Source organism: Embleya sp. NPDC025285 (genome assembly GCF_055558835.1).
Map to the genome: position 1 here is coordinate 1 of NZ_JBVHLU010000040.1, position 8,687 is coordinate 8,687.

Annotated in this window: 7 protein-coding genes and 1 pseudogene; 4 read left to right on the forward strand and 4 right to left on the reverse strand. The window is 72.7% G+C overall.

What is annotated here, in order from left to right; all coding sequences use genetic code 11:
- The 3 genes from ACZ4FV_RS25775 to ACZ4FV_RS25785 form a co-directional block, all read right to left on the reverse strand.
- Positions 1 to 2,276: DnaB-like helicase C-terminal domain-containing protein (locus ACZ4FV_RS25775; protein WP_465323308.1), on the reverse strand; the 2,276-nt coding region annotated here is incomplete at its 3' end.
- Between the two features lie 321 nt (positions 2,277 to 2,597).
- Entirely contained in the window at positions 2,598 to 3,035 is a 438-nt protein-coding gene (locus ACZ4FV_RS25780; protein ID WP_395861699.1) for a hypothetical protein, read from the reverse strand.
- Positions 3,036 to 3,424: 389 nt separating this feature from the next.
- A complete protein-coding gene (locus ACZ4FV_RS25785) occupies positions 3,425 to 3,652 on the reverse strand; it encodes a hypothetical protein (RefSeq protein WP_465323309.1) in 228 nt (75 codons plus the stop codon).
- 133 nt (positions 3,653 to 3,785) lie between these two features.
- Between ACZ4FV_RS25785 and ACZ4FV_RS25790 the strand changes: the two are divergent.
- From ACZ4FV_RS25790 to ACZ4FV_RS25805, 4 genes and pseudogenes are all read left to right on the forward strand, one after another.
- Positions 3,786 to 3,947: pseudogene (locus tag ACZ4FV_RS25790) on the forward strand (alpha/beta fold hydrolase); the annotation flags it as partial.
- A gap of 175 nt (positions 3,948 to 4,122) precedes the next feature.
- Positions 4,123 to 4,308: a hypothetical protein gene (locus ACZ4FV_RS25795; RefSeq protein WP_465323310.1), complete on the forward strand. Its 186-nt coding sequence runs from the start codon at positions 4,123 to 4,125 to the stop codon at positions 4,306 to 4,308.
- Positions 4,309 to 5,312: 1,004 nt separating this feature from the next.
- Positions 5,313 to 6,893, forward strand: a complete 1,581-nt coding sequence (locus ACZ4FV_RS25800) for a hypothetical protein (RefSeq protein ID WP_465323311.1) — start codon at positions 5,313 to 5,315, stop codon at positions 6,891 to 6,893.
- Positions 6,877 to 7,218, forward strand: a complete 342-nt coding sequence (locus ACZ4FV_RS25805) for a hypothetical protein (RefSeq protein ID WP_465323312.1) — start codon at positions 6,877 to 6,879, stop codon at positions 7,216 to 7,218. The genes ACZ4FV_RS25800 and ACZ4FV_RS25805 overlap by 17 nt, the downstream gene beginning before the upstream one ends.
- Before the next feature lie 195 nt (positions 7,219 to 7,413).
- On the opposite strand, the gene ACZ4FV_RS25810 is transcribed toward ACZ4FV_RS25805, so the two are convergent.
- On the reverse strand, positions 7,414 to 8,466 hold the full coding sequence (locus tag ACZ4FV_RS25810) for a patatin-like phospholipase family protein (RefSeq protein ID WP_465323313.1): 1,053 nt from the start codon (positions 8,464 to 8,466) through the stop codon (positions 7,414 to 7,416).
- Positions 8,467 to 8,687: the final 221 nt, after the last annotated feature.

Sequence of the window (8,687 nt, forward strand, 5' to 3'; positions counted from 1 at the left end):
GAGCGGATGATGTGCATCCAGTCCGGGCGGTTGATCTCCCGGTTGTAGTTCGAACCACCCATCGTGGACACCAGCTTGGCGTACATCTGCTTCACGTAGTCCAACGTCACGTCGTCGCCTTCGGCGATCGCCGCGTCGCGGGCGTCGCGCAACGCGGTCCGCAACCGCTCCAGGAGGTTCTCGGTCGCCACCGCCGTCCAGGACTCGAGGATCTGCGGTTCCTCGCACAGGGTGCCGTACGCGGGCGACGCGCAGCGCAGGAGGAGTCGCAGGGTGGGGTCGGTGATCCACAGCGGGCCGGGCTCGTCCCGGTCGCCGAGCGGGTTCGGGAGATCGTCGTGCTCCCACGTCGGGGGCTCGACGAGGTAGATGCCGGCGCGGCGGCGTTTGCGGCCGCGCGGTCCGTCGAAGTCGTCCAGGTCGGGGCCTGCGCGGTGTTCGAGGGGGCCGATGGGCAGGTGGGCCTTGAGCGCGGACAGGTAGGCGGCGTTCATGTCCAGGGCGGTGACCTCGTGATCGCCCGGGGGCAGGTGCCGGTTGCGCCACTTGGGGCGGGCCTCCCACACCGCGTCCGACTCCTCCTTGCTCCGCTTGCGCAACAACTCCGGCAACGGCGGATACCACGTGTGCTCGTACCGGGACCCGGCCCGCGACAGGCGCAGGAGCTCCATCACGTCGGGGATCGCCCGGCGGGCCAAGGCCTCGCTCGCGGCGGTGATGTCTCCCTCGGCGGCGGCGAGTTCCTCGGCGACCGCGCCGGCGATCGCCCCGGGCAGGGGGTCCTCGTCGGTGTCCACCACGACCCTGCGCGCCGGCTTCGACGCGGTGGACGCGGTGTGGGTGGTCCCGCGGTCGGGCGTGGTCGTTGTGCGGGGTGAGGTCGCCGGTGGGCCGGCTGCGGGTCGGTCCTGTCGGCCCTCGGCTCGTTCACGAGGAGCGGGGACAGGGGGCTCGGTGGTGTCGGCCGGCGCCGCATCGTCCGGCCCGGCCGAGCCGGTCCCGTTCGAGGCGGTCGAGGCCGGTGGGGGGTCGGTGAAGCGGACGTGGGCGAGGTCGGCGTGCAGGGCCGCCTGGGCGATGGGGCCCAGGTCGCGTTCGGCGACGATCGCGAACGCCTGCTCACCCTCACGCGTCAGATGCACCACGGTGTCCGCCTCGCCCAACGCCGCGACGATCTCCGGCGGTTCGCCCACACCTGTCTCCCACACGGCCACCACCGGCACGTCCAGATCCGCCGCCAACCGGCGCAACGCGGCCACACCATGGCGGATATCGGGACCGGCAACGCCGGCCGCGCCGGGGAGGAGGTGGTTGAGCGGGTCCACCGCGACCAGGCGCAGGCCCGCGATATCCGCTGCGGTTTCCCGGAGCAGATCCAGGGTGAGGTCGGCGCCGTCGTCCAGGAGCAGTCCCCCGGCGGCCAGGCGCGCCGACGCGGCGTCGGCGGCGTGGCGTTCGATCTCGGTGAGGGTGTCCGCACGCAGCCTGCGGTGGTCGACTCCGGCGGCGGCTGCGGTCAGGCGGGCGGCGATGTCGGCGCGGGGGCGGCCGGGCGTGCACGAGAGCACCGCGTTCGGCTGGTCGGGGTCGTCGGCCGGGGCCAGGGTCGCGGACAACACCGTGCCCGCCGCCAACAATCCGGCGCCGGCTCCGGGCGCACCGACCACCAGCACCAGGCGGCCGGGCAACGCGCCACCGCCCAGGGCCTCGTCCAAGGCTGTGGGGCCGAAGGAGATCGCACGGCGGCGGGCGGTGGTCGCCTCCCCCAGCGCCGTCGCGAACCCCGCCACACGACGACCCGCCCCCGAGGAAGCGGCAGGGGTGATCGGAGCGGCGGGTGGCGGGGGCGCGACGTCGGGGGCGTCCGGTCCGGGCATCGCCCGCGTCGCCGGCACGGCGGTGCCCCCGCCGCTGGTTGTGGTGGCGGTGTGGGTGATCTGGGCGTAGACGCGGCGGTAGCGCAAGACCAGTTGCGGGGTACCCGCCGCGGCCGCGCGCACCAGGTTGCCCAAGCCCTGCCGGGCCGCGGTCATCGTGAACGCCGGCAACTCCCCCTGCGCGGCCAACACATCCGGCGTCGGCGGACCCAACACCGCACGCACGCCGTGGGGAGCGTGGATCACCACCTGGATGCCGTCTGCGGCGTCGGCCACCACCCGCGCCCACTGCCTGCGGACCTCCTCCACCCCGAACGCCGGACCCGGACCCGGGCCGACCGCACCGCGCGCAATCCGACCCGAGGCGTCCCCGTCCGGTGTCCGCTCTCCGTCGCTCATCCGCCCGACCTTTCCCACACGGGACCCCGACCCTCTCGATCCTACCGTGATTCGACGCGAGAATCTGCCGAATCGCCAGGAAGTCGAGTCGGAGTGAGGAGTGCTCTCGTGTGTCGGGGCGGCTTCACCGCAATGCTCACCGGGCGGAGCGATATCCGTCCGGAGGAGCGTTCGCCGTGGTCGGCTCGGCCGGCACAACCGAGGGCGCGGGCTCTGGAGCGGGAAGGGCGACGGCACGTCGTGGCCTCACACCGCGAAGGAGGGTGCAGCCGCCGGGCACCCGCGCGAACCGCGCGCCCGGAGACCCCAGCGTGCCAGGCGTCAGGCGGCGGTGCGGCGCGCTTCGCCGAGGCGGCGTAGCCCGTCGTCGAGTTCGGCTTGGGCGTGGTCGAGCCAGGTGGTCGTGATGTCGGTGCCGGCAGTGCTGTGGTCTGGACGCCGGTGCAGACGGGGCTCTTCGCCGGGTTCGGCGGCGCGGGCGTGGGTGATGGCGTGGCCGGCTCGGGCGGCGGCGGCGAGTTCCTCGCCGGCCGCGTCCAGGTACGTTCGGGTGGAGGGGTCGGTGACCTTCGCGAGGTTGGCCGGGTCGGTCAGGGCGCGCGCGATCGCCTCGAGGGTCTTGCCGGTGAGTTTGCGGGCGGTCAACGCCGGTGGCAGGCCCGCAAGTTGTGTCAGGTGCGCGAGGGCTGTGCTCTCCAGCAGGGCCAGGGAGTACGTGAGTCGTCCGAGTTTCGACAGGTAGGTGTCATCGGGGAACATGCGGGCCATTGTGCGGTACCGGTCCGACGTGATCGACGTGTTTTCCGTCCGTCGAACGGGTGGCTCTGCGATCCGGGGGGCGGGTGCTCGTCCGCTCCGTTCGGGGCGCCCCGTCCGCATGGCGTGGCGCCGGGTGTCGCCCGCGCGGGGCGGATCTCGACGTGACCGTCGGAGCGCGACGCAGCTCGCCGACTCGCGTAGGCCTCCGATTGCCGATCACTTCGGCGGCCTCGTGCACGGTGATGTGGTCCGTCGAGCGGAACCTGAACCCGAAGCCCGGGAAGGGACACCGGACAGGGAAGATCGTGCAGACGCTGTCGGCAGCGGCAGCATCCCCACCAGGTGTTCGGGCCCGGTGCCCTCTCGGCGCGTCGGGCTCCCTGTCGCGGTCAGTCCCACCAGCCGTCGCCGGCGTGCCGGCGTCGAACCCATTCCGGGAGGCCGAAGGCTTCCGGCCCCGAATACCGGTAGGCGCCCGTCTCGCCGACCAGCAGCCAGACCCTGCCCCGTGGGGGCCCGTTGACGACGAGCAGCCGGTAGGAGAGTTCATCGTCGGTGCCCAGCACGACGGAGCCGTGGTTGCAGACGTCGGCGACGCGCTCGTCGTGGTCCGCCACGAAGGGCTCGCCCTCCCGGGCCCAGGTCGCCCGGAGCGGGAACGGCGCGGCGGGATCCCGGTTGACCCAGTGGGACCAACCCGGCGTGAGTCGGCCCAGGGGCAGCGGGCCACCGTCCTCCGGCAGCCCGAGCGAGACCGGACGCACCTCCGTCGCGACCGCCGAACTCCTCGGGCAGCGGGTGACCGTGTTCCCGAGCCATCACGGCGGGTTCTGCGACGGAGAGTTCGGATATCCGGGGAAGCCGGACGAGTTCGCGCACCACCTGCGCCAGGTCCTTGACGACACCTCGTAAACCGACCGCCGACCGGGTGGTTTTTTCACCCCGGGTGCTCCGGCCCCGAACACCCTGAGAGCGGGAAGACACTCCCCGAACACCATGCGAGCGGGAACTCCCCGAGCGTCGGGAACGCCGGTACCCGGTCGCCGTCAGAGGGGGCGAGATGGTGTCGTGAACCCCAGGTGTCGCCGTGATCCGGCTCCACGGCGCGGGTTCGGGCGGCCAGGTCTTCTTCGAACAGGGCGATCGCCTCGTGGTGTCCGGGTGTCGCCACCTCACCGCCAACCGAGGCCATCAGGGTATCCGCGCCGGCGAATGGGCCCGCTTCGGCTGCCCCGTCGACGGCACCGGATACGCGCTGTGGACCGAGGGGTGAACCTCGCCCCCACCGCGTGACAACGGCCGGCCCACCCCGTTCCACGTCACACCGTATCGGCCGCACGCACCCACGTCCGGCACACGCCGGACCCGGACGGGCGGGCCGGATCGGAGCCGTGTGCCCGGCGACTCCCCCGGTCTGCTCCCCCGCGGGGTGCCGGCGTGCCGCGGGGCCGTGGCGGCCGAGACAACAGGCCGGCTCCGGTTACTTCAGGTCCACCTCGGCCATTTTCCATAACGCCACGTCGTCTCCCTTGTCGTCGGGTGCCGCACATCGGCGCGCCGGCCAGTGGGCATCGCGCCGCGACTGTACGGTGGCGGCCGTTGAAGGATCGCCCACGCCGGGTCCCGGCGTCCCGGCGTCCCGGACATGGGCAAACGGCCGGAGCACCGATACGTGCCACACCACGGCGGATCCCGGCCTTCGCCCTTCCGGCGGCACCGGTGCACCGCGGCCGCCCGGCCCTGACACGCGAAACCCGCCGCCGGCCCGCGGACGACACCGCGCGGCCGACCGGGGGCCGGCAGGGCACCACGTCCCACCCAGTCCTCGCGCTCACACTCGCTGCCCCCGCCGTGTCCTGCGCCGTCCTACCATAGGGCCGCCGGCCTCCCCTCGATCGAGCCCGGTCCGCCCCCGAGCGCCACACGGCGCGCCTGGCCATTAGTCTTCGTGCGTCATCCTGATGCCTGAGCAGGCTCCGCATCCGTCGAGCGGTTGTGGAGCCCATTTGTGCCTGTGAGGAACCTGTCATGAGCGAGCCGCGCGGGGGCGACGGCCGGAATCATTTCGCTCCACTGCGCCGCCTGCGGTGGGGTCCATGCCCGCGTCGGTCGGCGTTCGGACGCGAGAGCGAACGCATCGTGACGGCGGTCGTCGGCGCCGCCTCCGGCGAACGGCGCGGTGGCCGCCCGGGCCAGGCGACCGGCGCGCGTCGCGGCGGGGACCCCGAGCCCGCGAAGCCGTCCGATGTCTCCCCGCCCCGGTGGCGGATATGTCATGTGACGGTTGCGCTCGCACTACCCCTGTATGTGGGATGGGGTCTCCTGCTGGCCACCGGTGGCGGTGATCTCGCGGCTCAGTACTCCTGGGCGGAGTTCGCCGTACGGCATCCGGGTACACCGTACGGCCTGTTCTGGTTCGGCGGGATCGACGTCGGCAGCTACAGCGTCCTCTCGCCGCCGTTGATGGCGTTGCTCGGGGTCCGCACTCTCGCCGCCCTGAGTGGGTTGACCTCGACCTGGCTGTTGGCCGCGCTGTTGGTGCGCACCACCCGGAGGGTGCCGACGTGGCCGGCGCTGATCGGGGCGCTGGCGGTGTGGGCCAACGTGGTCTCGGGCCGCGCCACGTTCGCTCTCGGTGTCGCAAGCGCGCTGGGCACCTTGCTGGTCCTCGTGGGGCGGCACACACCTGTGTGGCGGCTCGTCGCGGGGGTCGTGGGGACGGGGCTGACCGTGCTGTTCAGCCCCGTGGCCGGTCTGTTCCTTCTCGTGGCGGGCGCGGGGTTCCTGCTCGACCGGCAGTGGGCGAGAGGCCTGGCCCTGATCGTGCCGACGGGTGTGGTCGGCGGGTTGGTGAGCGCGCTGTTCCCGTCCCACGGCCAACAGCCCATGGGAGCCGAGCGGATCATCCTGCCGGTCCTGGCCGGCGTCGTGGTGGCGTTGACGGCACCGCGCGACTGGCGCGAGCTGCGGGCCGGTGGCGCGGTCTACGCCGTCGGTGTGGTGCTGACCTGGCTGATTCCCTCGCCGGTGGGCACCAACGTCGAGCGCCTGGGCACGCTTCTCGGCGCGCCCGTGCTGCTGGCAATCTGGTTCGAGCGGAGACGGCGAGGCCCGCAGCCCGGGAGGTTCTCGCTCCGAGTCGGTGGTGACGTGTCCTTCCGCTCGCGCTTCTGTGCAGCGGGGCTGGCGATGTGCGTGATCTGGACGGCGGTGGTGGCGGTCCGAGATGTGCAGGCGCATACGGAGGTGCCCGACTGGTCGCGGCACACCGCCGGGGTCATCGCCGAGTTGGACCGGCTGGGCGCCTATCGCGGCCGTGTCGAAGTGGTCCCCACCGGCTCGCACCGCGAGGCTCGGGTGTTCGCCCGATATTTCCAGGCGGTGCGCGGCTGGAACCGCCAACTCGACATGGAGCGCGGCCGGTTGTTCTACTCCGAGGAGCTCGACGAGGCGCGCTATCGGGCGTGGCTGAACGATTGGGCGGTCGGCTACGTCGTCCTGCCGCACGCCCCACCGGACGGCTACGCCAGGACCGAGGCCGCGTTGATCCGGTCCGGACGCCTGGGCTCCTGGCTGGAGCCGGTCTGGAACGACGCCTATTGGACCGTCTTCCGCGTCCGGGACGCCGTGCCACTGGCCACCGCCCCCGCCGAAGTGCTCCGTGCCGGCGACGCCGACATCGTGCTCAGGATGCCCCGCCCGGGAACGGTCACCGTGCGTGCCACCTACTCGCATTGGCTGTATTCCGACGGCGCCTGCCTGCGCGCGAGCGGCCCCTGGATACAACTGACCGCTTCGCGCCCCGGGATCTACCGGATCACCTCCAGCTACTTCCCCCCGGATGGCTGCCGAACATGAGGTTCGCGGCCGGGAGGCACCGACGCCGTCCCACATCCCCGAGGCCGCTCAGCCTTTGCCGGCATCGGCCCAGCCGGGCGACACCGTGCACGTCTCCGAGATGTTCCGCCTCGTACGCGGCACCGGGCTCATCCTCGACGTGCTCGACGTCCTGCACCGCGACCGCCTCGGCCGGCGCATCCACGACGGCGCGTTCTCCGCGATGGACCTCACCGCTCGCCACCCGCGCACCGGCGAACTGCTGTCCAAGGTGAACGCGGTGAGTTCGTGGGTGTGGTCCGAGCCCACACTGCTTCGGTCGGCGGCCTGCGCGTCGATCCGGTGACGACAAACGTGCTTCGTCGGCAGGAAAAGACAGCTCGGTGCTCCCATGAACGGGGACAAGGGCAGGGGATGTGAGGCGTGTGCCTCGACGCCGAACGGTACCCGGCGGGGCAGCTTTCGGCGCCCCCGTCTGACCCGGGGCAGCTCGCGGCGGTCGTCCGTCATGGACTCGTGGCGAGGTCGGCTCATCGTCCGGTCACGGTGTGGGAGGCCGGTCGGATTCGGCTTCCGACGCGTTTCGGGCCGCGGCGAGTGCGGAGTCCACCTCCTTCAGCGAGCCGCGCAACGTGTGGGCGCAATCGAGCATCGCGCGCGTGGCGCCGACGAGCGCGGCCGCGTCGCGGTAGCCGCGTCGTTGCAGTTCCGACAGGCGCGCGGGTCGAAAGTCCAACAGCGCGCCCAGGTTCCCCAGTCGTCGATCGGGGTGCTCGACGATGTCGTCGGTGGGCCGGATCTCCAGCGGGGCACATCCCGGATAGGCCGCGCCGTTCCAGACCACGCCGTTGCCCAGGTGGACGACCACGGCGTTGGTGCAACCGCTGTCCGCCGCCAAAGGGTTCAGCGGCACGTTGTCACCGAGGCCGCCGTCCCGGTAGGCGCGGCCGGCGACCCGGCGCGGCGGGAAGACGAACGGCAACGCCGCACTGGCCAACAACGCGTCGTGCATGTCGTGCTCGGCCAGGTCCTGGACGCGCAACCAGGTCGCGGAGGCACCGGCGGCGGAGCGCCCGAGGTCGACCAGCCACCCCAATCCGGACCAGCCGGCCATCGCGGGGAAGACCGAGACCCACAGGTCCGGACCGCGCCCGAGAGCCGCCGGATCCACCCAACGTTCCAGCAGTCCGCGCAGGAACTCGGTGCGCAGGATCGGACTGTGCCTGCGGCGGTGGAGCTCGCGCAGACCCGCCGGTGGACCGGACGCGTTCTCGGGCACCGGGACGTGCGCGAGTTCGGCCCGCACGCCCGCGCCGACGCCCGCGCCGCGCTCGTTCTCGGCGGCCTGGTACGCCGTCCCCAGGGCCTCCCAGACCACGGCCAGCCGAGCGGCCCCCTCGGCCAACGAGGGCGAGGAGGCGACCACGGCCGCGTTCAAGGCGCCGATGCTGGCACCGGAGATCGCGCGCGGTTCGAGGCCCTCCTCGGCCAGTCGGCGCAATACGCCGACCTGATAGGCGCCCTTGGCCCCACCGCCGGCCAGTACCAGTCCCCAGACCGACGCGGCGGAGCCGGCGGACAGCGGTCGGGGCACGGCCACGATGTCGGTCGACCGAGGCTCGGCGCCGCGGTGTCGACCCGGCGCGGTGGGAGTCGGACTCGTGCTCGTGGTGGGCACCGGAGCCGAAATCGGCCGCGTCGGACCGGTGTCGGGCACGGGGGTGGCGGGCGGCTGTGGGGATTCGGCAGCCGGCGCCCGCTCACCGCTGGATCCAGGACCCCGAGAAGGCTCGGAGGCGCATTCCGCCTCTGCCT